This window comes from Cupriavidus sp. C2SS-8b, from assembly GCF_057073745.1.
The window spans coordinates 929,348-951,303 of the sequence record NZ_CP172717.1 but is presented as its reverse complement, the minus strand read 5'-3'; the positions used below and the strand labels follow the sequence as shown (position 1 = coordinate 951,303).

The following is a 21,956-nucleotide window of genomic DNA, read 5'->3' as shown; positions in this document are numbered from 1 at the left end:
CCGTCACACAGGAGCCCCCCATGAACGAACTGCTGCCCGCGATCGAGATCGAGACCGCGCCGAATCCCGCTTTCACCGTGATCTGGATGCACGGCCTGGGCGCGGATGGCAATGACTTCGTGCCGGTGGTTCCCGAGCTTGGCCTGGGAGACACGCCAGGCGTGCGCTTCATCTTTCCCCATGCACCGGCCATTCCCGTCACCTGCAACGGCGGTTACGTCATGCCGGCCTGGTATGACATCTACTCGTTCGACGAAGCCGGCCGGCGTGCCGATGAAACGGGCATCCGGGTTTCGTGCGAGCGCATCCGGGCGCTGATCGCGCGCGAAAATGCCCGCGGTATCGCGACGGACCACATCGTGCTGGCCGGCTTTTCGCAGGGCGGCGCAATCGCTTACACCACCGCCATCACCCATCCGGACGCGCTTGCGGGCATCGTCGCCCTGTCCACGTATATCCCCGCTCCGGACACGCTGGCAGCGCAGGCGACCGCCGCCAACGCCGCCATCCCCGTCTTCGCCGCCCACGGCACGCAGGATGATGTTGTGCCGCTGCAGCTTGGCGAACAGGCGCGCGACTTCCTGCAGGCACGCCGGATTCCGGTGGCATGGCACACCTATGCCATGCCGCATTCGGTCTGCATGGAAGAAATCGCCGCCATCGGCGCGTGGCTCCGGGCCACGTTCGCCCGCATCACGCAGCAATCGGCGCAAGGCTGAGCCCCGCCACGGTCATCCCCATGAACATGAAAGCAGCACCGCTTCTGAAGATCGATTTCAACACCCGCAAGGCACTCGTGTTTGCGCTGACGGCCGAGCGGCTGTCCGCCTACTACGAACATGGCAAGTGGCTCACCGATGCGCAGGGCGCCACGCTGGCGGGAGAATGGCTGTCACGCTCGAAGCTGCAGCTCGCCCTGTCGGAGCGCCGCCTGCTCTCGGAACTGAGCGACCAGTTCGCACGCCAGCTGGCGGAGACGCTATCGCGCGAAGCGGGGCTTTATGCCTCGCACGAAATGATGGAAGCGCTCGACCCGAACTACCAGTCCGCGTTCGCGCACGACATGCTCGACGAATGCGAGCGCCTGTTGCGCGAGAACGGCGTCAACGAGTAGCAACGAACCATCGCCTCAAACCCGCGGGAACGCCTTCACCACATGACGCAGCAGGCGGTCCGCCACCGGTGACAGCGGCCGCCCAGTCCGGGTGATCACATGGATGCGGCTGTTGTTCAGGATCGGGTTGGCAAGCGGCAGCGACACCAGGTCCGCGAATTGCGCGCCCTTCAGCGGCACCGAGCGCGGCGTCATGATGTAGCCCAGCCCGAGCGCAGCGAATTCCCACAGCACCTTGAACGAGTTGGTGGTGAGCATATGGTTCAGCGTGATGTGCTCTTCGACCTCGGCTGCCTCGATATGCTTGCGCACGCCGAACGATTCAGTCAGGGACGCGCCCTGGTGCGGCGCCAGGTCGGCCAGCGTCAGCGCGCCCCGCTTGCGTGCCAGCGGATGGTCCTTGCGCACATGGACGCGGATCGGTGCCAGCCGTGAATAGTGCGAACGCAGCCGCACGTCGTCCGGCGGCTGGAACACCAGGCCGATATGCGCCAGGTCCTCCAGGATGCAACGCACGGTCTCTTCCGTCCCCGCCACGCGGATGTTGTACGTGACATCGGGGTACTGGTGCTGGAACCCCCGCAGTACCGGCTCCAGTACCAGATCGATAAAGCCCTCGCCGAAAACGACTTCCACGTGGCCGCGCTGGGCGTTCTTCAGGTTATTGACCTCCGCCAGGAAGGTGTCGCTCAGATCCTGCTGGCGCCTGGCGAACAGCGCCAGCAGCCGCCCCGCATCCGTCGCCACGACGCCCCGGCCACGCCGTTCGAGCAGCGCCAGGCCGGTGTCCTGCTCCAGCTTGGCCACGGCGCGGCTCACCACTGACGGGTCCAGTTCCAGCACATCGGCCGCGCCGCGCACCGAGCCGGTCTCGATGATCTGCAGCAGGCACAGCGCCCGCTTGCGGTCCAGGACATCGTCCATCGTTCTCCCCTCCTCGTCTCGCAATCGTTGCAATATACACAACGTTTTACCGCAATCGTTGTCATGGATGCCGCGGGCCGGCGCAGCGAGAATATGAACACGATCCCATTCGCCGAACCCATGAACCCATCCAGCCTTGCAGACCTGCGGCAGTCCATCCAGACCCTTTCGCCGGAATTTGTCGATATCCGCCGCAAGATCCACGCACATCCCGAGCTGGCCTTCGAGGAGCGCCGGACCAGCGATCTCGTTGCCGAATGCCTTGCGGCATGGGGCTACGAGGTGCATCGCGGCCTGGGCACCACCGGCCTTGTCGGCAAGCTGAAGAAGGGAGCAGGGACAAAGGCGCTCGGCATCCGCGCCGACATGGACGCACTGCCGATCCAGGAGAAGACCGGCCTGGACTATGCGAGCACCCTCCCCGGCAAGATGCACGCATGCGGGCACGATGGCCATACGGCCATCCTGCTCTGTGCGGCCCGCTACCTGGCCGAGTCCGCCGATTTCAATGGCACGCTGAACCTGATCTTCCAGCCCGCGGAAGAGAACGAAGGCGGTGCGCTACGCATGCTGGAGGACGGCTTGTTCGAGCGTTTCCCGTGCGACGAGATCTACGCGCTGCACAACGCCCCGGGATTGCCAGTCGGCCAGATCGGTGTCAGCGCCGGGCCCGCCATGGCCTCGTTCGACCGCGCCACGGTGACGCTGCGCGGACGTGGCGCGCACGGCGCCATGCCGCATCACGGCATCGACCCCATGCAGTGCGCCGCGAGCATCGTGCTGGGGCTGCAATCGATCGTCAGCCGCGAAATCGATGCGCTCAAGTCCGCCGTGATCACAGTCGGATCGATCCAGGCCGGCGCCACTTACAACGTCGTGCCGGAAAGCGCGCTGATCAAGATCGGCGTGCGCACGCTCGATCCGCGGGTACGCACGCTTGTCGAAACGCGTATCCAGCAATTCGTGAGCGCGCAGGCCGAGAGCTTCGGGCTGCAGTCCGAGGTCGTCTACGAACGCAAGTATCCGGTGCTGGTCAACCATGCCGCACAGACCGAGCGCGCGCGCGAGGCCGCCATCCGGCTGGTTGGCGAAGCCAATGTCGTGGCGCGCCCGCCGGTCATGGGCAGCGAGGACTTCGCCTACATGCTCGAACATCGCCCCGGCGCTTACGTCCGGCTCGGCAACGGCCTGGGCGAGGATGGGGGCTGCATGGTCCACAACCCGCTCTATGACTTCAACGACAAGGCCTTGCCCGTGGGCGCCGCATTCTGGGTGCACCTGGCGCAGAGCTACCTGGCCTGAACCAGCCACCAGCCTGAAAACAAACCAAGAACGGGGACAACCATGCATTCGCTCAACCGCCGCCGCTTTCTCCAATACGCAGGATTCGCCGCGGGCAGCACCGCGCTCGGCAGCCTGCCTGCGTTCGCGGCCGAAGCCTTTCCGACCAAGCCGCTCTCGCTCGTGGTGCCCTACCCGGCCGGGGGCGCCAGCGACACGTCCGCACGCATCTTCGGTGAATCGATCAGCAAGAGCGTCAAGCAGCAGGTGCTGGTCGAGAACTACGGCGGCGGCACCGGACTGATCGGCGCCAACAAGGTGCTGGCCGCGCCGGCCGATGGCTATACCTTCTTCCATGGCTCGATCAACGAGGTCTTCCTGGCCCCGCTGCTCAATCCGGCCGCACGCTACAAACCGCAGGACTTCATGCTGGCCGCACCGATCAGCGACGCCAACATCGTGCTGATGGTCCGCAACGGCATTCCCGCCGATACGCTCGACAAGTTCATCGACTACGCGAAACAGAACAAGGGCAAGCCGCTGACCTACGCGACCGTCGGCATCGACTCCATCTACCACCTGATGGGCGACGCGCTGGGCGCGCGCCTGGGCCTGAACTTCCTGCACGTGCCGTACAAGGGTGCCGCGCCGGCGCTGCAAGGACTGGCAGGCGGCGAAGTGGACTTTGCGATCCTGCCTTACCAGTCGAGCTTCGACGCCATGCAGCAGCAAGGCCGGCTAAAGGTGCTGACGAGCTTCTCGAAGACGCTGCCCGCATCGCTGAAGCACATTGCGCTGATCTCCCAAAGCCGGACAGTGCCTGACTTCGAGTACATGATCAGCGGCGGCTACTTCGTCAAGCAAGGCACGCCCGCGGATCGCGTGGCGGTACTGCGCAAGGCCATCGGCGAAGCGTTGAGCAAGCCTGAACTACGCGCCAAGCTGGAGGCGGAGGGACGCACCGTGGTCCAGCCCGTCGACAGCCAGCAGCAGGCGAACCAGTTCTTCGACCAGTACCAGGCGCGTGTCACGCAGCTGATCCGCAACGTCGGACGCAAGACCAACGCGGCCTGATTGCGGCGCATTCATGGCGTGCGCGCCGCAGCAGGCGCCGCACGCCTTCCCTTGCCGAGTTCCACGACATCCAGCCGCCGGAACACGAGCGCCGACAGCAGCGTGATGGTTCCTACCACGACAAACGCCAGCCGGAAGGCCGGACCGGCCTCGCCGAACTGCGCGCTGAACAGCGTCACCAGTCCGCCGCCGACCGTCACGCCCAGGCCGATGGCCAGCATCTGCACCATCGAAAACAGGCTGTTGCCGCTGCCTGCATCCTCTACGCTCAGGCCCTTGAGCGTGACACTGTTCATCGCCGCGAACTGCATCGAGTTGGTCGCGCCGAACAGGGCGAGCTGCGCGATCGACAGCGCCAGCGGCCAGCCCGGCGACATCGCGCCGAACGATGCGATCGACGCCCCCACCAGCGCCGTGTTCACCAGCAAAAATTTCTCATAGCCGAAGCGCGTCACCAGCGGCACGATCCAGCGCTTGGACAGCGTCCCGGCCAGTGCGGCCGGCAGCAGCATCAGGCCGGCGTGAAACGGCGTGTAGCCAAGCTGCATTTGCATCAGCAGCGGCAGCAGGAACGGCACCGCGCCGGAACCGATGCGGCAGACGAGATTGCCAGCCAGTCCCACGCTGAAATTCGGCTCGCGGAACAGCGCCAGACGGAACAGTGGCGCGTGGCTGCGGCGCGCATGGGGGATATACAGCAGCGCGGCGGCCACGCTGAGCGCGGCAAGGCCAGCGTTCCAGCCGGCGTGGCTCGCCTGTGCATCCAGGGCGAGCGAGAACGCCACCATGCACAGGGACAGCAGTCCGCAGCCAATCCAGTCGAACGGCGGCGCGCCGGCCGTGTCGCCCGCGGGCAGGTAGCGGCGCACGGCGAGCAGGCCGACCACGCCGACCGGCACATTGATCAGGAAGATCCAGTGCCAGGAGACATGCTGTACCAGCCAGCCGCCCAGCACGGGCCCGAAGATCGGGCCCACTTGTCCCGCGATCGAGACGAAGGCCAGCGCGGCGATGTACTGCTCGCCCGATACATTGCGCAGCACGGCAAGCCGTCCGATCGGCAGCAGCATGGAGCCGCCAATGCCCTGCACCACGCGCGCGATCACCAGTTGCGGCAACGTCTGCGCCCCGGCGCAGAACAACGACCCCAGCACGAAGATCAGGATGGCGCTGAAGTAGACCCGTCGCGTGCCGAAGCGGTCCGCAAGCCAGCCTGACGCCGGCGTGAGCATGGCCATGGTGAGCGTGTAGGCCACCACCACCGGTTGCAGGTCCAGCGGCTTGCGTCCGAGGCTGTGCGCCATCGACGGCAATGCGGTATTGACGATGGTGGTGTCGAGCGTCTGCATGAAGAAACCCGCAGCGACGATCCACAACATGGCCTTGAGAGAGGGAGTGGAAGCTTGGCTCATGGGGGGCATGTGCTTGGCGCGGCGTGCAGGCTGGAGACAATCTGCAAAGCCCTGGCAGCCGTGTCATGGAATCGATCATAGCTGCCGCCAGCCGATCGGGAACCCTGCCAGATATACTGACTGCCATCGGATATGCCGATAACAATATTCCCCCATGCTCAACCCTGTCTGGATCCAAACCTTCGCCACGGTGGCGGCCGCACGCAGTTTCTCCGAGGCCGGCCGGCAGCTGGACCTGTCGCAGTCGAGCGTCAGCGACCATATCCGGCGGCTGGAGCAAAGCGTCGGGCGTCGCCTGTTTATCCGCGATACGCACTCGCTGTCGATGACGCCCGACGGCGAAGCGCTGCTCGTGCATGCGCGGCTGATCCTGGAGGCGATTGCACGCGCGGAGTCGCAGTTCACCGCGCCCCGGTTGCGTGGCCGTGTCCGGCTCGGGACTTCGGAGGACCTGGCGCAGGGGCCGCTGTCGGGCGTGCTGTCGGCGTTCCGCAATACGCATCCCGACGTGGAGATGGAAATCACCATCGCCATGACCAGCAAACTGTACGAGCTGATGGATGCCGGCGCGCTCGACCTGATGCTCGGCAAGCGCCGCCAGGGCGACCGCCGCGGCGTACCGCTGTTTCGCGGCTCGCTGGAATGGCTCGCGCGCCCCGGGACCCTGGTGGACCTGTCCCAGCCCTTGCCGCTGATCCTGGTGCACGAACCGAGCGTGACGCGCTCGGTCGTGCTCGATACCCTGGCCAAGGCGGGCTGCCAGTGGCAGGTGGTCTGCAGTAGCAGCAGCCATTCCGGGTGCCTTGCCGCTGCCCGCGGCGGCCTTGGGCTGACGGTACGCTCGCGCTATCTCTACGGCGAAGGCGTGGCGCCGCCGCTCAATTGGGAACGCCTGCCGACGCTGCCCGAGGTGGAGTTCATTTCGCTGTCGGCGCGCCGGCTGAGCCAGCCGGCCGAGACCTTGCTGCGGCTGCTGCAGAAGAGCGATTTGCGCGCCGCCAGCAACCGCATCGCTGGTTAGCGCTGCGCCAGTTCGTCCAGCGCCTCGTATGCGGTAGCGAGGTGGTACGGCGACGTGGACGGCATTTCGGCCCGCACCACTTCGCCGGACGGGGCCACGCATTCGTGCCAGCCGCCCGCGTGCAGGAAACGGCTACGGTATTGGCGCAACTGTGCCTCCAGTGTCGCCAGCGACTCCGGTGTCCCATCGACGGCCAGCGCGCGGGCGAATTCCGTCTGCGCCCAGATGCGTTCGGTGCCGTCGAGCAGGCTGCCATCGGCATTCAGCGCGGCGCTGACGCCCAGTGTGCCGGGGACTACGCCATGCGCCTGCGCGAAAACAAAGGCGCGCTGCAGCGAAGCGCCAAGCGGCGCGCCCTCGAACAATGCAGGGTTGCCGGCGACGAGCGAAAACCACTCGAACTGATGGCCGGGCTCGATGCGATTACCCGCCGTCTCCTGCGGCAGCTCGGCGATGCAACCACTGGCCGGATCCACGAACCGGCCCTGCACGGCCGCGGCGATCTCGCGCAGACGCACGGCATACCACTCGTCGCCGGTAGCCTCCAGCGCCGCGAGGTAAGCCTCGGTCAAATGCATGATGGGGTTCTGCTGCACGCCCGCGCCCTTGTCCTTGAAAAACTCCGACAGCGCCGCGTGGTACAGCCCGAAACCGTCTGCAAAGCGCTGCTCGACCAGCTCGCGCGTTTCCTGCAGGATGGCCAGCGCGTCCTCGTTGCCGCCGCAGGCGTAGTAGTGCGCGCACGCGAAGATCACGAAGGCATGCGTATAAAGGTCGCGTGTCGAGTCCAGCGGCATGCCGGCCGCATCGACACTGTAGATCCAGCCGCCGTCGCCGGTGCTGAAGTAGGCCTGCAGCGAACCGAACAGCGTATCGGCGTGGTCGAGCTGGCCGGCCACCGAAAACACATAGATCTGACGCGCACAGGCCATGGCCCGGTAACGCACCGGCGGCAGGGCATCGCCGCTGGCGCCATCCAACGCTTCATAGGGCAGCAGCAGTTCCGCGTTCCAGCCTTTGGCGGTCCAGTGCGGCAGGATGGCGGTGTCATAGTGTGCGCGCAGCGACGCAACCAGTTCGGCAAGTTCAGGTGAGATGGGCATGCGGGTCCGGAGAAGCGGGCGCCACCCGGCGCCCCGGAGCAGACGATACTGGAAACCGCGCGGCGGCGGAAGATGCACGGTTCTGCACGGCGCCGCTAGCAACGGGGCTTCTGCGCTGGAATTGGGTTCGCGCAATTGCTAGCATCTAGGGGTCGCCGTTATCGGAGACCGTCATGTCGACCCAGCCCCTGACCCTTGCCGACAGCCACCGCACACTCGTGCTCCATGTCCTCGAAGATCCGCCGGGCCTGTACACCTGGCGCATCGTGATGGAAGAGCACTGCGGCGCGGCGGATGCCGACTGCACCATCGAAGCCACTTCCGCTTACGGCTCCGAAGCCGAAGCGGAAGCCGCCTGCTGGGCAGCAGGCAATTACATGCTCGACGGGCCACGCGCCGCCGGAGAAGTGCGGCTATCGTGACCTCTGGCGTCCGGCTACTTTGCTCCGCCGGGCGCATCGCCTAATCTGAAATCGTTGGCAGTGGCAACGTGGAGGCATTTTTTCTCCACGTTCCTCCGGCCACCCCGATCCTGCGGGGCTCATGCCATTGCCCGAAATATTCCTGGCCTTTACTACCGCGTATGCCGGCCCCGTGCACGTAAGATGCGCCCGACGGCAGCGCCGCAGGAGTCAGCTATGGAAAAGCCGGTCGTCAGTCCGCAGCGCTTTGTCGAGTTGATGAACGAGCGCCTGTCCAGGCACCCTCTGTTCCAGGAGGGCATGCACGTGTACGCCATCCCGCAGCACACCGATCATCCGCGCAGCCTGGTCTGCGTGGGGCCGCGCGGTACTGCGGGCGTCTGCGCCACGATAGAGAATATCGTTCGTGGCGAATGCGAGGTGTTCCCTGATATATCGCAGGAGTGGCACAGGCCAGGCGCCGTGCCGCAGCAGGCAGCGAGTTTGCGCTGAAATCCAGCAGCCATGCCGAGCGGATCACACGAGCATAGCGACAGCTATCGTGGCTACCGCATCCATATCGTAGCGTTGCGCTACGGCGGCCAGCACGACGGCTGGTGGACGCTGCGTGCGCGCATCTGGCAGCACGGCCACGCCCTGCCCTTCGCGGACCCGGACGCTGGCGTGCGCTTTGCCTGCGCCGCCGACGCCAGCCGTGCGGGGCTGGCGTGGGGCCGCGAGGTCATCGACCGGCTGATTGCCGGCCAGCAGGCCGCCGAAGAGGCCGCCTTCTCCTGACCGCCGCTTCAGACGTCGATCGCGGCATCCGACTTGACCTTGCGGCGCAATTCGAACTTCTGGATTTTGCCCGTCGAGGTCTTGGGCAGCGGACCGAAGTACACCGCCTTGGGCACCTTGAAGCCCGCCAGCAGCGTGCGGCAGTGCGCCATCAGTTCCTCGGCGGTTGCGCTGGCGCCCTCTTTCAATTCGACGAACGCGCAAGGCGTCTCGCCCCACTTAGCATCCGGCTGCGCGACCACCGCTACGGCCAGCACGGCCGGATGACGATAGAGCGCATCCTCCACCTCGACACTGGAAATGTTTTCTCCGCCCGAGATGATGATGTCCTTGCTGCGATCCTTGATCTTGATGTAGCCGTCCGGCATGCATACGCCAAGATCGCCGGTGTGGAACCAGCCGCCCGCGAAGGCCTCGCGCGTGGCCTTCTCGTTCTTGAGGTAGCCCTTCATGCAGATGTTGCCGCGGAACATGATCTCGCCGATGGTCTCGCCATCGGCCGGCACCGGCTGCATCGAATCGGGATCGAGCACCGTCACGCCCGCCTGCAGGTGGTAGCGCACACCCTGTCGGGCCTTCTTCACGGCACGTTCTTCCTGCGACAGGCTGCTCCAGTCGTCCTGCTCCGCGCATACGGCGGCCGGGCCGTACACCTCGGTCAGGCCGTACACATGGGTCAGTTCGAAGCCCATCGCTTCCATCTGCGCCAGCACCGCGGCAGGCGGCGGTGCGCCGGCCACCATGCCACGCACGGGACCGCGCAGGCCTTCGCGCCACGACGGCGGCGCGTTGACCAGTGCGGTGTGCACGATCGGCGCTGCGCAGTAATGCGTCACGCCTTCGTCGCGCATCAGGTCAAAGACCAGACGCGGCTCGAACTTGCGCAGGCAAACGTTGACGCCCGCGCGCGCGGCCACGGTCCACGGGAAGCACCAGCCGTTGCAGTGGAACATCGGCAGCGTCCACAGGTAGACCGGGTGCTTGGGCAGGTCCCACTCGAGGATGTTCGAGATCGCGTTCATGGCCGCGCCGCGGTGGTGGTACACCACGCCCTTGGGGTCGCCGGTCGTGCCCGAGGTGTAGTTCAGTGCAATGGCGTCCCACTCGTCGGCAGGCATCTTCCACGCGTAGTCCGGATCGCCCGAGGCGAGGAAGGACTCGTAATCGGTATCGCCAAAGGGCTCGGCCCGTGGCCCCAGCGCGTCTTCCACGGCGATGACCTTCAAACCCGGGATTTCCAGCGACACCTGCCGGGCAAGGTCGGCGAACTCCGTATCGGCCAGCAGGACGCGCGCCTCGCCATGGCGCAGCATGAACACCAGGTTGGCGGCGTCGAGGCGGATATTCAGGGCGTTCAGCACGGCACCCGCCATCGGCACACCAAAGTGCGCTTCGACCATGGCCGGCGTATTGGGCAGCAGCGCCGCCACGGTATCGCCCTTGCCGATACCGGCGCGCGCCAGCGCACTCGCCAGGCGCCGCGCGCGGGCATAGGTGTCGCGCCAGTTCTGGCGTACCGGGCCGTGCACGATGGCTAGCCTGTCGCCATACACCTCGGCCGCACGGACCAGGAAATCGATCGGGGTAATCGGCACGAAATTGGCCGCATTGCGGCCCAGGCCGCTGTCGAAATCTGTGGGCATTGCTTGTGTCTCCGCTGAACTCTTCTGTACCGGGGCGCTGTTACTTTTTCGTGCACAAGGCTATCATCGCACACGCCCGGGCTCTGTCATCCGGATGACAAATCGCCCGGAAACCCGCGCCAGGCAAGGCTTACAGGATTCTTACACGGCCAGGGCCATGGTCACGCAAGGCCGCCTTTCCTGACCGCCCAACCCGCCTTCGATGACCGCGTCCGACTGTTCCCCGCCCACCTCGCCACTGGCAGGCCATGCCTGGTTCCATGCGCTTGCACCGGAGCATCAGGCGCTGGCCACGCGCACCACGATCCTGCAGGAGTTCGCCGCCGGCGCCCTGATCGCCCGGCGCGGGGAACCGTCGCGCGACTGGATCGGCGTCGACAGCGGGCTGATCAAGCTGGCCGTCTACACCCCGGACGGCCGGGGCTGCACGTTTTCCGGCGTGCCCGCGGGGGGCTGGTGCGGCGAAGGCAGTGTGATCAAGCGCGAGCTGCGCCGCTATGACGTGATCGCCATCCGCGATTCGCGCGTGCTGCTGGTGCCAGAGCCCGTGTTCAACACCTTGCTCGCCCAGAGCCTGCCATTCTCGAGTTTCGTGGTCACGCAGCTGAACGAGCGCATGGGGCAGTTCATTGCCACCGTGCAGAACGACCGCCTGCTCAGCGCCGATGCGCGCGTGGCGCAGGCTATCGCGCAGCTTTTCCATCCGTCGCTGTATCCGCGCACCAGTCCCGTGCTGGAACTGTCGCAGGAGGAAATCGGGCTGCTGACCGGCCTGTCGCGCCAGCGGGTCAACCAGGCGTTGCGGCGGCTGGCCAACGAGGGTCTGGTGCACCTGGCGTACCAGACCATTCGCGTGACCGACCTGCCACGGCTGCGTCACTTCGGGCTGTCCGAACTGTAAGCGGGCGCTCCGGCGGCCTGCGCCGACAGTTGCGCGGCCCGTCGAATGCTGCGACAGTAACCGGCTGCGCTCCAGCCACTGCCCGCATGCCCATTGTCAGCCGCAACCCCGTCCGCATTACCCGCCTGCGTTTTCCGTTCGCCGTGCGCGTGGAAGCCCAGCAGGGCGCGGCGCGGCTGCGCGACGCCAATGCACGGCGCGACGTGCGGCCTGGCGATCCCTTTGTGGTGCCTGCGTTTGCCTATTTCGACTGCGAGTTGCAATCCGCCCCGGGCCAGGCGTGCGCTATGACGTTCGAGGCGGTGCCCGATGCGGTCTGCCCGCGCATGAATGCGATCCATCATGACAAGCACTGGTCCCGCGCGCTCGCGCGGCTGGTGTTCGAGCAGCCGACCGTCGACTGGAATGCCGCGCGGCTCAGCGAAGACTGGCAGGTGGCCCAGCGGCTGGTCCGTGCGCGCCTGTTTGCCGAAGGCGAAGCGCTGCATCCGCTGGTGCGCGAGCAACGCGCGGCGCGGGCGCTCTACCTGCTGGCGCTGCCCGAGGCGAGGCCTGAGCCGACGCCCGCCCGGCTCGATTTACTTGCCACCCAGTCCGGCCTGCGCTCCGCCGCGGCATTCGCGAGCGCGTGCGCCAACCTGTTTGGCGTGGAGCTGGCGCAATTGCTCCCCGGCAAGTCCGATCACCGGCGTCCCGATGCCTCGGCCTGGCCCGGCTGGCCGGTTCCCGCTGCGGCCTGGCTTCGCACAAACGGTTGAAGGGCCTTCGCCGTTCGGCAGGCGCGGTTATCGCCGCAGGCTGAGCACGATCACTCCGGCGGCGACCAGGCCGATGCCCAGCCACTCACGCGGGCAGGCCGTTCGCCCAGGAACAGCACCGCGAACAATGCCACCAGCACCAGGCTGAACTTGTCGACGGGGGCCACCTTGGAGGCATCGCCAATCTTCAGCGCACGGAAGTAGCAGACCCAGGAGGCGCCGGTCGCCAGGCCCGACAGCGTGAGGAAGATCCAGTTGCGGGCCGAGAACGTCGACGGGTCCATCCATTTGCCGGTAGCCACCACGAACGCGGCCAGCACCACGAAGATGATGACCACGCGCACCAGCGTGGCCATGTCGGAATCGATGCCGGACAAGCCGACCTTGGCGAAGATCGCGGTCAGGGCCGCGAACACCGCGGACAGCGCGGCCCAGGCGAACCAGCTCGATGCGGCAGGCATCATCGTGAATGCTCCGAGATTGGCGGGCGCCACGGCCCGGCGGAGCCTGAAGTATATCGGCGCGGCGTCGGCGCTACGCGAGCCGGGGCATAGGGGCCGCCGTCCGCGCGGCCCCTCTTCCGACACTATGCGTGCGCCGGATGCGCAGCCGGTGCCGCGCTCGCATGCTGCTGCAAGCCGGCCATCCGCAGCTTCGAGCGCTCCGGGTTGATCATGGCCGCACCGGCAAAGCCGCCCACGATCATCAGTGCGCCGCACACCGCGAAGCCCGTCTCGTAGCCATGCGCGCCGGTGGCGTTCTGCACGAGGTAGCCCGTCACCAGCGGCGCCAGGATGCCGGCAATCGATGAGATCGAAGCGTCGATCGACAGCAGCGCGCCGCGCTGTGCCGGCGGGCAGACCTCGGCCAGCATGGCCGGGCCCAGCGAATAGATCGACGGTGCCAGCGCGCAGCTTGCCGCCAGCAGCGCCACGCGCTGCCAGGTGACCAGGCCGGGCGACAACAGCGCGGCCAGGCAGAGCCCCGCGCCCACGAGCATCAGCGCGGCCAGGCGGCCTCGGGCGATGCGCGATGGCATGCCTCGGCGCAGCATGCGCTGCGACCACCATGCCACGCCGAGCGTCACCGGCATGTTCGCCGCGATGATCGCCGCGAACAACCGGCCCGAGGTGGCATGGTCAAAGCCGAGTCCGCGCTGCAGGTATGCGGCGAACCACGTCAGCGACAGCGCCAGGCTCCAGTAGGCGACAAAGCGCAGCAGGAAGCAGCCCAGCACCGTGGCGTCGCCGAGCAAAGCGCGGTATGGCACGCGCGGCTGGCCCGCGGTGTCGGCCGAAACCTGGTCGACCTTGCCCTCGCCGCCGAACAACAGCCACAGCACGGTCCAGGCGGCGCCCAGCGCGGCCAGCACGTAGAAGTTGGCGCGCCAGCCCCAATGCGCCGTGATGTAGGGAATGGTGATGCCGGCCAGGATCAGGCCGGTGGCGCCGCCTTGCGTAAAGAAGGCCACGGGGAGCGTGCGGCGATCATCGGGAAACCACTTGTAGGCCGCGTGAATGGCAATGGCCGTGGACGGTCCCTCGGCAATGCCCAGCAGCACACGCGCGGCGATCAGCACCGCCAGGCTCGACGACCACGCCAGCGGCAGCTGGAACACCGACCAGGCGATGGCCATCAGCAACAGCAGCAGCGTGCAGGACACGCGGTTGGCCACGAAGCCGCCCGCCACACCGGCCACGGCGAACAGCCAGAAGAAGCTGCTGCCGACCAGCCCGAACTGGGACGGCGTCAGGCCCAGTTCATCCATCATCGGGCCGGCAAGCAGGCCGACGCTGATCTTGTCGAGGAAATTGACCACGACGAACAGGAACAGCAGCACGGTAACGACCCATGCCCGGCCCCGTTGATAGGTTGCACTCATTCGCTCTTGTCTCCGATTTCTTGTCCATGGACCCGGGCCAAAGCGCGGGTGTCGGAAAAATTCTGGACAGGGTCCGGTGAGGGTTACTCGTCGTATCCGACGATTTGCCGGGCGGATCGGGGAATGCCTGAGGGCGCGGAGAGCGAATTTGCTAGCGGGGGCGCGGTGGTTTTGGTTGAGGCAAGTGAATTATTGCGAAGCCTGCATGGGGGCGGGACTACGCGCCAATGGCGATTGTTCTGTGGGGTTCCAGGGAAGCAGGCGATGAGACCGGCAGCGCCGCCACTTATGAAGTCAGCAGAAAGGCACGTCGCATGGCAGCTGGCCATCGACGAGGCGCTTCCTGGTTCTGGCGGCTTTGGTTTCGCGAGGCCGGACTATGGCGAACTTGCTGCGCAGACTTATCCCGCAGCGTGCATCGGCGAGAGGGAATACGCGAGTACCAGCACAGCGACAATAGCCGGAGACCCCAGCCTTATCGCATTGCTTCGCGTGAGTACGCCAAGATAGACGTACAAGCACACCAGCACCATCGCAGTCAGGTACAAGAGGCCGTCATAGACTTGCATGGATGTCTCCCGTGGGGTCTTGCCCCGGATGTTTTTATTGGTCTACATCGTGCTGCCGCCAGGCTGCTTCTTTGGGGGGACGCCCTGGCGCAATGCCTTTGCTGTCTGTTGCGGTCCATGATTGCCACTTCAAAGCCGGGTGGCAATCATGGAAATCCCTGCGAAATAAGGTAAATCGTTGGTGCGATGCGCAAAATCACAGGAACGATTTGCCCTGCGAAAGTATCTTTTCGCAAACCTGTTCGGTGGCCTTCGCCTTCAGGCCGGTGCCGCTGATGTCCAATGTCTTGCCGTGGCCGTCCTGGAGAATGCCTCTCGTGCCATTGCCATAGCCGCTATCGGTCGATGCCTTCGACGGGCCGCCAAGCTTGTCCATCAGCTTGTCCTTGACCGAACCCGCCCCGCCCGCGCCCAGGTAGTTGTTCTTGATGCAGAAGTCGAGCAGCCCGGCCACATTGCCCAGGCTGCCCGAGGAAAGCGACTGCAGCGAAAGACCGCCGCCCAGTCCGCCCAGCGCACTGCCCGCGCTTTCCGCCCCGCCACCACCCATGGGGTTCTTGAGTACGTCCCCCAACTGCGCGTGCGAAGCCGGAGACAGACCGGTCAGCACCGCCGCCAGTGCCATCGCGGCAGCGCGCCGCGCCCGCCCGAGCGTTGTCTTGCCTGCCTTCATGGTGCCAGCCCTCCGTCTATGCGCCGCGTAGGATCCGCTACCACTATAGTGCGCGCACCAGCCTTGCGCCGTGCCCCGCACTTTCGCCCGCGATCAGTCGGCTGGCAGCATCTGAGGGTTCCAGGCGACCTCCCAGAGATGGCCGTCCGGGTCGGCGAAATAGCCGGCGTAGCCGCCCCAGAAGGTCGTCTGCGCGGGCTTGACGATGGTGGCGCCGGCAGCGGCTGCCTGCTGCATCACCGCGTCCACCTCGCCCTGGCTGCCAACGTTGTGCGCCAGGGAAGCGCCCGCCGCCGCGCGGACGGACAGCGGCAGGCCGGTGTCGTGGGCGAGGCTTGCGCGTGGCCAGATGGCCAGCTTGAGGCCGGGCTGCAGGTCGAAGAAGGCCACCGCGCCATGCTCGAACTGCGTGCCGATAATGCCCTCGGTCGGCAGGCCCAGCCCGTCGCGGTAGAAGCGCAGCGAGCGCTCCAGGTCATCGACGCCGAGCGTAATCAGGGTGACACGGGGTTTCATGCGGTCTCCTCTTCCTCTTTCGGCTTCGGCTGAAGATGGCTCAGCGCTGGCCGAAGCTCGCGTCCGAAAACAGGTCTTTCAGTTCGCGTGGCTGCGAGCGCCAGTATTGCTTCGGCGCTATCACGCTCGCGCCCAGCCTGGCGGCGGCATGCCACGGCCAGCGCGGGTCGTATAGCATCGCGCGGGCCAGCGACACCGCATCGGCCTCGTTGCCGGTGATGATCGACTCGGCTTGCTCCGGTTCCGTGATCAGGCCCACGGCAATGGTAGGCAGGCCTACCTCAGCCTTCACGCGCTGGGCGTAGGGCACCTGGTAGCCCGGCCCCAGCTTGATCGCCTGCGCTGGCGACACGCCGCCGGTGGTGACATGGATGGCCGCACAGCCGCGCGCCTTGAGCGCCTTCGACAGCGCCACCGTACCGTCGATATCCCAGCCGCCCGGCACCCAGTCCGTCGCGGAAATGCGCATCCACACCGGAACGTCCGCGGGCACGGCCGCACGCACGGCGTCAAAGACCTCGATCGGGAAACGCATGCGATTTTCCAGGCTGCCGCCGTACGCGTCATCGCGATGATTGGCCAGCGGCGACAGAAACTGGTGCAACAGGTAGCCGTGCGCCCCATGGATCTCGATGCCCTGGATGCCCAGCCGCACCGCGCGCACCGCGGCCGCGACGAAATCATCGCGCACCTTGTCCATGCCCGCGCGGTCCAGCGCGGCCGGCGGCACTTCGTCCTGCGCATGCGGCACGGGTGACGGCGCCACGGTGTGCCACCCCTCGGGCGCGTCGGGCCGGACCTGCTTGCCGCCTTCCCATGGCCGCTGGCTCGACGCTTTGCGCCCGGCGTGTGCGAGCTGGATGGCGACGGCGATCGGCGAGTGCGCGCGCATGGCTCTGAGTACGCGGCCCAGCGCGGCCTCGTTGTCGTCATCGTAGAGGCCCAGGTCCCCGGCGGTGATACGGCCTTCCGGCGATACCGCCGTGGCTTCAATGATCAGCATCCCCGCGCCGGACAGCGCCAGCGAGCCGAGGTGGATCATGTGCCAGTCGCCGGCATTGCCGTCCTGCGCCGAGTACTGGCACATCGGCGCAATGATGATGCGGTTGGACAGGCTCAGCTTGCCGATATCGAGGGGATCGAACAGATGGCTCATGGGGATACCTTGTCTTGCGGATCTGGGCACTGCGCGTGGCCGCGCCGCGTTAAGAGGATGCCTGCAGTGGAATGGGTGATTCTAGGCCGACGGCGACTTTGCCGCTTGCCGCCGCCCTACAGGGATTGGAGTTCAGCCAGTCAATGCTTGACCGGGGGCATCGCCAGCCGCAGGCCGCTGGCAATGGCCGCGACGCCTGCAAACCCGGCGCCCAGCGCTAGCGCCAGTCCCGGCCCATGGTCGCCCGCAAGGCCGAAGCTGAGCGCCACAAGTGCCGCGCCCGTGGACTGGCCCAGCAGCCGCGCGGTCGCGATCACGCCGCTGGCGCCGCCGCTGCGCTCGCGCGGGGCGCTGGCCATCAGCGCCTTGAGGTTCGGCGACTGGAAGAAGCCGAAGCCCGCGCCGCAGATGCACATGCGGATGCCGATCTCCAATGAGCTCGGATTGGCCGGCATCAGGGCCAGCGACGCCATGCCCGCGCTCATCACGGCAAGCCCGACAGCGCCCAGCAGACCCGGCGGATAGCGATCGGAAAGCCGGCCGGCGATCGGGGCCATCAGCGCCACCACCACGGACCACGGTGTCAGCAGGAATCCGGTTTCCACCTGGCCGCGCCCGAGCACGTGCTGGAAATAAAACGGCAGCGAGACAAAGGCCAGCCCCTGCGCCGCAAACGAACAGATCGCGGTCAGCGTCGACAGCGCGAACATCGGCCGGCGGAACAGGTCGACCGGCAGCATCGGTGCGGGGTGGCCGCGCTCGCGCCACAGCAGCAGGCCGAACGCCACGACAAAGACCGCCGCCGCGGCCAGCGACTCCGCCAGCGGCGCGCGCTGGGCGCCCTCGCCCAGCGCGAAGATCAGCGCGGCGAATGCCACCACGTTCAGCATCGCGGCCACGCGGTCGAACCCGTGCTGGCTGCGCGGCGTCTGCGGCAGCGCGCCACGCGCGATACCAAGCGCCAGCAGGCCGATCGGAAGATTGACGGCAAACAGCCACGGCCACGTGCCGAAGGACAGGATCACCGAAGCCACGGTCGGCCCGAGCGCAAATGACACGCCAACCACGAGCGCATTCAGCCCGACCCCGCGCCCGAGCCGCTGGATCGGGAAGATCGCGCTGATCAGCGCGGTATTGACGCTCATGATCGCGCTGGCCCCGATGCCCTGCAGCACGCGCGCCGCCGCCAGCGATGGCAGCGACCACGCCAGTGCGCAGACCACGGAGGCCGCAATGAACACCGTCACGCCGCCGATATAGACGCGCCGGTGCCCGAGGATGCCTCCCAGTGCCGCGAACGGCAACAGCGTGGCCACCATCGCCAGCTGGTAGGCGTTGATGACCCAGACCGACGCCGCGGGCGTGGCGTTCAGGTCCGCGGCAATGGAAGGCAACGCGGTATTGGCGATCGCCGTGTCCAGCGTGGCCAGCGCCACGGCGATCATGATGGCCGCCATGCCGCGGCGCTCGCGAGCAGTCATGGCAGGCGAGCCAATGGCGGCTGGCGCCGGGGTTGAGGCAGTTTGGAAGGGAGCGGGACTGGACACGGCGCGAGTCGGGTTGCGGCCGGAGTGCTGCCCGGCACGGATCAACCGAGACAATACGGGAAATCCCTTCAACGCGCTGAAGACGGCTTCATATGTATGCACATTTCAAGCCGCTCACATCGATTTAAATTACCACCAACATTTATTGAACAAATTATGACCATCATCTAAACTGCGTCAAACATCAATTTTCGAAGAGGCCTTCAGATGGCGCGCGCATCACGGGAACAGGTCGACAAGAATCGGGAAGCCATCGAACAGGCGTCGTCGCGGCTGTTCCGCGAACGGGGGCTCAATGGGGTCAGCGTGGCCGAACTGATGGCGGGCGCGGGGCTGACGCATGGTGGTTTCTATGGGCATTTCGCCTCGAAGGACGCCCTCGCGGCGCAAGCCTGCAAACGCGCGTTCGAGGAATCGGCCGCGCGCTGGGAGCGCCGGATCGAGCGTGCCGCCGGCGACCCGCAAGCCATCCTGGCCAGCCTGATCGAGCCGTACCTGACGCAGGCCCATTGCGCCGATCCTGGCCACGGCTGTGCGGCCGTTGCACTGGCCAGCGACGTGGCAAGGGAGCCGGCGGACAAGCCGGTACGGTTGGCTTACCTGGAGGGGCTCCGGTCCCTGGTCAAGGACATGGAATCGACCGTGGCCAGCGACAACGCGGACACGTGCCGCCACGAAGCGCTGATTCGCATGGCCATGCTGGTCGGCGCCGTTACGCTGGCGCGCGCCGTGGAAGGCGACACCTTGTCGGACAACATCCTGGACGCCGTCCGCGAACGGTTGCTCGGGCCATCCTCCGGCTGATCGGCCGACCTTCCGGAAGCACCTGAACCACCAATCTCCGCGCCCCCGCCGGAACGCGGATGGGCCGAGGCACCCTGACGCCCCGCAAGCGCCCCTGACAGAGAGAAACCCATGTTCGCCCAGGCAATTTCCAGCCGGCTCGACCGGCGCGGCATCCACTATGCATGGCTCATCGCCGCCGTCACCTTCCTAGTCATGCTCACCACGTCGGCAGCGCTAGGCCTGCCCGGCGCCTTCCTCAAGCCGCTGACGCGCGAAATGGGATGGAACACGGACCAGATTTCATCGATCCTGGCCTTCCGTTTCGCGCTGTTCGGATTGATGGCGCCGTTCTCGGCGATCCTGATGGAGCGCTTTGGCGTGCGCAACGTAGTCTGCGCAGCGCTGGCGCTGATTGCCGGCGGCATGGCGCTGGCCACCGTCGTCACGCAACTGTGGCAGTTGTTCCTGGCATGGGGCGTGATGCTCGGCATCGGCTCCGGCATGACCGCGCTGGTGCTGGGTGCCGTCGTGGCCAATCGCTGGTTCAGCGCGCGGCGCGGGCTGGTGATCGGCCTGCTCACGGCCAGCTCGGCCACCGGCCAGCTCGCATTCCTGCCGCTGGCCGCCTGGCTGATCGAACATATGGGCTGGCGTGTCGCGGTGCTTCCGGTGCTGGTTGGCTGCGCGGTACTGGCCGTGCTGGTGTTCGCGTTCATGCGCAACCGGCCCGCCGACGTCGGTCTGGCCGCATTCGGCGAAGTGCCCGCTGCAGTCGCCGTTGCCCCTGCCGCACCGCCCGCCCCGCTCACGCTGCGCGGCCCCTTCGTCGTGCTGCGCGATGCCATGCGCAACCAGACGTTCTGGGTACTGGCCGGCACCTTCTTCATCTGCGGCCTGTCCACCAACGGGCTGATCCAGACCCACTTCATCGCGCTCTGCGGAGACTTCGGCATGGGCCCCGTGCCGGCCGCCTCGGCCCTGGCCATGATGGGCGCGTTCGACTTTGTCGGCACCATCCTGTCCGGCTGGCTGTCGGACCGCTATGACAGCCGCAAGCTGCTGTTCTGGTACTACGGGCTGCGCGGCCTGTCATTGCTGTGGCTGCCGCATTCGACCTTCACGCTGTACGGCCTGTCGATCTTCGCGATGTTTTACGGCCTGGATTGGATCGCCACCGTACCGCCCACGGTCAAGCTGGCCGCCACCGCTTTCGGCCGCGATCGCGCGCCAATGGTTTTCGGCTGGATCTTTGCCGCCCACCAGATCGGCGCGGCCACCGCGGCGTTCGGCGCGGGCCTGAGCCGTACGCTGCTGTTGACCTATACGCCGGCGCTGTATGCCGCGGGCGCGGCGTGCTTCGTCGCGGCGCTGCTGGCACTGTTCGCCAGGCGTGCCGCGACGTCAGGCAATGCGGCCGCGGCGCAAGCCGCTAACGGCTGACCGCGGCGCGCCACAGCGTCAGAACTTGGGGATCCTCAGGGTCTTGCTGACCATCAGCGACCCCGACAGCGCGAACAGCAGCACCAGCGGGTGCAAGTCCGCGGGGCCGATGGTCCATGAACCGCCGGGCAGCGCCACGTCGAGGCGTTGCTGCGCGGCGCACCAGGCCAGCACGCCGGTCAGCAGCACGCTGGTGGGAATCGGCGTGCCTTCGAAATACTTGACCTTGTCGCTGCCGGCCGACAGCGTTTCCGCGGTGACGTTGAATCGTGCGAGCCGGCTGACGCCGCAGCAGACAAAGAAAATCAGCACCGCCAGGTCCCAGCCGCCGCGCATGCCGGCGGCAAACGCCAGCGTGGCCGGGCCGACCCCGAAGGAGATGATGTCGGCCAGCGAATCGAGCTCGCGCCCGAGCGCCGAATGCTGGTGCCGCCAGCGCGCGATGCGCCCGTCCAGCACGTCGAAGATGAAGGCCAGCGGCGCCAGCGCGGCCGCCGTGAAAAAATGCGACGGCGTCGGCGTGGCCACATAGAACATGGCGAAGAACACCGATGCCATCCCGCAGGCGGCATTGCCCAGCGTGAACACGTCCGCAAGCTGCAGCTCGCGCAGCATGGAGAAATGGCGGGGCCGCTCCTGAGGCGTCGGCATCGGGGAGCCGGCTCAGAGAACCTTGGACACGTGGCCGACTTGCGGCGGCGCCGCGAAGCAGTCGCTGACGAGCGCGCGCCACTCCTGGAATTCAGGCGCTTCGCGGAAATGCACCATGTGGTTCTCGACCGTCTCCCATTCGACCACGAGCGTGTATTGCTGCGGCTGCTCGATCGAGCGGAACAATTGCACGCCGTGGCAGCCGCGCGAACGCAGGAACAGCGGCTTGGCCTTGCCCACGCCCTCCTCGAACTGGCTTTCGCTGCCGGGCTTGACGGTGATTTGCGCGATTTCCTTGATCATGAT

24 protein-coding genes are annotated in these 21,956 nt (G+C 66.6%); 12 read left to right on the top strand and 12 right to left on the bottom strand.

Features of this window, described 5'->3' with window-relative positions:
- Positions 1-20: 20 nt before the first annotated feature.
- Positions 21-719, top strand: coding sequence for an alpha/beta hydrolase (locus tag ACIGJB_RS21315; RefSeq protein WP_483734271.1), 699 nt, complete (start codon positions 21-23; stop codon positions 717-719).
- Positions 720-745: 26 nt separating this feature from the next.
- The gene (locus tag ACIGJB_RS21310) at positions 746-1,114 is read left to right on the top strand and encodes a hypothetical protein (protein ID WP_483734749.1); all 369 of its coding nucleotides are present in this window, start codon (positions 746-748) and stop codon (positions 1,112-1,114) included.
- Positions 1,115-1,129: 15 nt separating this feature from the next.
- Here the strand turns inward: ACIGJB_RS21310 and ACIGJB_RS21305 are convergent, their stop codons facing one another.
- Positions 1,130-2,038 (bottom strand): LysR family transcriptional regulator, encoded by a 909-nt coding sequence (locus tag ACIGJB_RS21305; RefSeq protein WP_483734270.1) that lies wholly within the window; start codon positions 2,036-2,038, stop codon positions 1,130-1,132.
- 93 nt (positions 2,039-2,131) lie between these two features.
- On the opposite strand from ACIGJB_RS21305, the gene ACIGJB_RS21300 reads away from it, so the two are divergent.
- Both ACIGJB_RS21300 and ACIGJB_RS21295 read left to right on the top strand, forming a co-directional pair.
- The gene (locus ACIGJB_RS21300; RefSeq protein ID WP_483734269.1) at positions 2,132-3,340 is read left to right on the top strand and encodes a M20 aminoacylase family protein; all 1,209 of its coding nucleotides are present in this window, start codon (positions 2,132-2,134) and stop codon (positions 3,338-3,340) included.
- Between the two features lie 42 nt (positions 3,341-3,382).
- Positions 3,383-4,393, top strand: a complete 1,011-nt coding sequence (locus tag ACIGJB_RS21295; RefSeq protein WP_483734268.1) for a Bug family tripartite tricarboxylate transporter substrate binding protein — start codon at positions 3,383-3,385, stop codon at positions 4,391-4,393.
- Between the two features lie 11 nt (positions 4,394-4,404).
- Here ACIGJB_RS21295 and mdtD read toward each other — a convergent pair whose 3' ends face one another.
- Positions 4,405-5,805 carry a multidrug transporter subunit MdtD gene (mdtD, locus tag ACIGJB_RS21290; protein WP_483734267.1) on the bottom strand — a complete coding sequence of 467 codons (1,401 nt, stop codon included), beginning with the start codon at positions 5,803-5,805 and terminating at the stop codon, positions 4,405-4,407.
- A gap of 154 nt (positions 5,806-5,959) precedes the next feature.
- On the opposite strand from mdtD, the gene ACIGJB_RS21285 reads away from it, so the two are divergent.
- Positions 5,960-6,826, top strand: coding sequence for a LysR family transcriptional regulator (locus ACIGJB_RS21285; protein ID WP_483734266.1), 867 nt, complete (start codon positions 5,960-5,962; stop codon positions 6,824-6,826).
- On the opposite strand, the gene ACIGJB_RS21280 is transcribed toward ACIGJB_RS21285, so the two are convergent.
- Entirely contained in the window at positions 6,823-7,929 is a 1,107-nt protein-coding gene (locus ACIGJB_RS21280; protein ID WP_483734265.1) for an AGE family epimerase/isomerase, read from the bottom strand. The genes ACIGJB_RS21285 and ACIGJB_RS21280 overlap by 4 nt on opposite strands.
- 173 nt (positions 7,930-8,102) lie before the next feature.
- Here ACIGJB_RS21280 and ACIGJB_RS21275 point away from each other — a divergent pair, with 173 nt between their 5' ends.
- The 3 genes from ACIGJB_RS21275 (at position 8,103) to ACIGJB_RS21265 (ending at position 9,128) form a co-directional block, all read left to right on the top strand.
- Positions 8,103-8,351, top strand: coding sequence for a hypothetical protein (locus ACIGJB_RS21275; RefSeq protein ID WP_483734264.1), 249 nt, complete (start codon positions 8,103-8,105; stop codon positions 8,349-8,351).
- 216 nt (positions 8,352-8,567) lie between these two features.
- Positions 8,568-8,843, top strand: a complete 276-nt coding sequence (locus tag ACIGJB_RS21270) for a hypothetical protein (protein ID WP_483734263.1) — start codon at positions 8,568-8,570, stop codon at positions 8,841-8,843.
- 12 nt (positions 8,844-8,855) lie between these two features.
- Complete coding sequence (locus ACIGJB_RS21265) at positions 8,856-9,128, top strand: hypothetical protein (RefSeq protein ID WP_483734262.1); 273 nt, start codon at positions 8,856-8,858, stop codon at positions 9,126-9,128.
- A gap of 8 nt (positions 9,129-9,136) precedes the next feature.
- On the opposite strand, the gene ACIGJB_RS21260 is transcribed toward ACIGJB_RS21265, so the two are convergent.
- Positions 9,137-10,771 carry an acyl-CoA synthetase gene (locus ACIGJB_RS21260; RefSeq protein ID WP_483734261.1) on the bottom strand — a complete coding sequence of 545 codons (1,635 nt, stop codon included), beginning with the start codon at positions 10,769-10,771 and terminating at the stop codon, positions 9,137-9,139.
- A gap of 202 nt (positions 10,772-10,973) precedes the next feature.
- On the opposite strand from ACIGJB_RS21260, the gene ACIGJB_RS21255 reads away from it, so the two are divergent.
- Together ACIGJB_RS21255 and ACIGJB_RS21250 are read left to right on the top strand one after the other, a co-directional pair.
- The gene (locus ACIGJB_RS21255; RefSeq protein WP_483734260.1) at positions 10,974-11,672 is read left to right on the top strand and encodes a Crp/Fnr family transcriptional regulator; all 699 of its coding nucleotides are present in this window, start codon (positions 10,974-10,976) and stop codon (positions 11,670-11,672) included.
- 86 nt (positions 11,673-11,758) lie between these two features.
- Positions 11,759-12,430 carry an AraC family transcriptional regulator gene (locus tag ACIGJB_RS21250; protein WP_483734259.1) on the top strand — a complete coding sequence of 224 codons (672 nt, stop codon included), beginning with the start codon at positions 11,759-11,761 and terminating at the stop codon, positions 12,428-12,430.
- Positions 12,431-12,480: 50 nt separating this feature from the next.
- On the opposite strand, the gene ACIGJB_RS21245 is transcribed toward ACIGJB_RS21250, so the two are convergent.
- The 6 genes from ACIGJB_RS21245 to ACIGJB_RS21220 all read right to left on the bottom strand — a co-directional run bounded on the left by ACIGJB_RS21245 (position 12,481) and on the right by ACIGJB_RS21220 (position 18,707).
- A complete protein-coding gene (locus tag ACIGJB_RS21245; protein WP_483734258.1) occupies positions 12,481-12,894 on the bottom strand; it encodes an EamA family transporter in 414 nt (137 codons plus the stop codon).
- A 122-nt stretch (positions 12,895-13,016) separates the two neighbouring features.
- Positions 13,017-14,312: an MFS transporter gene (locus tag ACIGJB_RS21240; protein ID WP_483734257.1), complete on the bottom strand. Its 1,296-nt coding sequence runs from the start codon at positions 14,310-14,312 to the stop codon at positions 13,017-13,019.
- A gap of 765 nt (positions 14,313-15,077) precedes the next feature.
- Positions 15,078-15,554, bottom strand: coding sequence for a DUF2501 domain-containing protein (locus tag ACIGJB_RS21235; RefSeq protein ID WP_483734256.1), 477 nt, complete (start codon positions 15,552-15,554; stop codon positions 15,078-15,080).
- Positions 15,555-15,647: 93 nt separating this feature from the next.
- The gene (locus ACIGJB_RS21230) at positions 15,648-16,070 is read right to left on the bottom strand and encodes a VOC family protein (RefSeq protein ID WP_483734255.1); all 423 of its coding nucleotides are present in this window, start codon (positions 16,068-16,070) and stop codon (positions 15,648-15,650) included.
- 40 nt (positions 16,071-16,110) lie between these two features.
- Positions 16,111-17,226 (bottom strand): NADH:flavin oxidoreductase/NADH oxidase, encoded by a 1,116-nt coding sequence (locus tag ACIGJB_RS21225; RefSeq protein ID WP_483734254.1) that lies wholly within the window; start codon positions 17,224-17,226, stop codon positions 16,111-16,113.
- 140 nt (positions 17,227-17,366) lie between these two features.
- The gene (locus ACIGJB_RS21220; protein ID WP_483734253.1) at positions 17,367-18,707 is read right to left on the bottom strand and encodes an MFS transporter; all 1,341 of its coding nucleotides are present in this window, start codon (positions 18,705-18,707) and stop codon (positions 17,367-17,369) included.
- A 273-nt stretch (positions 18,708-18,980) separates the two neighbouring features.
- On the opposite strand from ACIGJB_RS21220, the gene ACIGJB_RS21215 reads away from it, so the two are divergent.
- Positions 18,981-19,577 (top strand): TetR/AcrR family transcriptional regulator, encoded by a 597-nt coding sequence (locus tag ACIGJB_RS21215; RefSeq protein WP_483734252.1) that lies wholly within the window; start codon positions 18,981-18,983, stop codon positions 19,575-19,577.
- Positions 19,578-19,688: 111 nt separating this feature from the next.
- Positions 19,689-20,999, top strand: a complete 1,311-nt coding sequence (locus ACIGJB_RS21210) for an MFS transporter (RefSeq protein WP_483734251.1) — start codon at positions 19,689-19,691, stop codon at positions 20,997-20,999.
- 18 nt (positions 21,000-21,017) lie between these two features.
- Here ACIGJB_RS21210 and ACIGJB_RS21205 read toward each other — a convergent pair whose 3' ends face one another.
- Entirely contained in the window at positions 21,018-21,650 is a 633-nt protein-coding gene (locus tag ACIGJB_RS21205; protein WP_483734250.1) for a CDP-alcohol phosphatidyltransferase family protein, read from the bottom strand.
- 12 nt (positions 21,651-21,662) lie between these two features.
- Positions 21,663-21,953, bottom strand: coding sequence for an antibiotic biosynthesis monooxygenase family protein (locus ACIGJB_RS21200; RefSeq protein ID WP_483734249.1), 291 nt, complete (start codon positions 21,951-21,953; stop codon positions 21,663-21,665).
- Positions 21,954-21,956: the final 3 nt, after the last annotated feature.